The organism is Escherichia sp. 94.0001 (genome assembly GCF_013369155.2).
Lineage (GTDB): Bacteria > Pseudomonadota > Gammaproteobacteria > Enterobacterales > Enterobacteriaceae > Escherichia > Escherichia coli_F.
Window position 1 is genome coordinate 1 of sequence record NZ_JABWMS020000274.1, and the last position, 322, is coordinate 322.

At 60.2% G+C, this 322-nt stretch carries 1 protein-coding gene; it reads left to right on the plus strand.

Features of this window, described 5'->3' with window-relative positions:
- A partial coding sequence (locus HEN33_RS27250; RefSeq protein ID WP_183083556.1) for a phage tail tape measure protein occupies positions 1-322 on the plus strand: 322 nt, incomplete at both ends.

The window sequence follows — 322 nt, forward strand, 5'->3', positions numbered from 1 at the left end:
CCAATGCAAAAGGCGGCGTGTATACCTCGGCAAACCTGAGTGCGTACAGCAACAGTATTGTGGACACGCCCACGTACTTTGCCTTTGCAAAAGGGGCCGGGCTGATGGGGGAGGCTGGACCTGAAGCCATTATGCCTCTGACGCGGGCGGCGGATGGCTCGCTGGGTGTGCGCGCGGTGGGTAGTATGAACGGTAGTGCGGGTCTGGTGTATTCCCCGGTCTACCATATCGCCATTCAGAATGACGGGGCTAACGGACAGATAGGGCCGGAGGCGGCAGGCAGTCTTGTGCAGCTGATTGACCAGCGGGTGCAGGCGGTGAT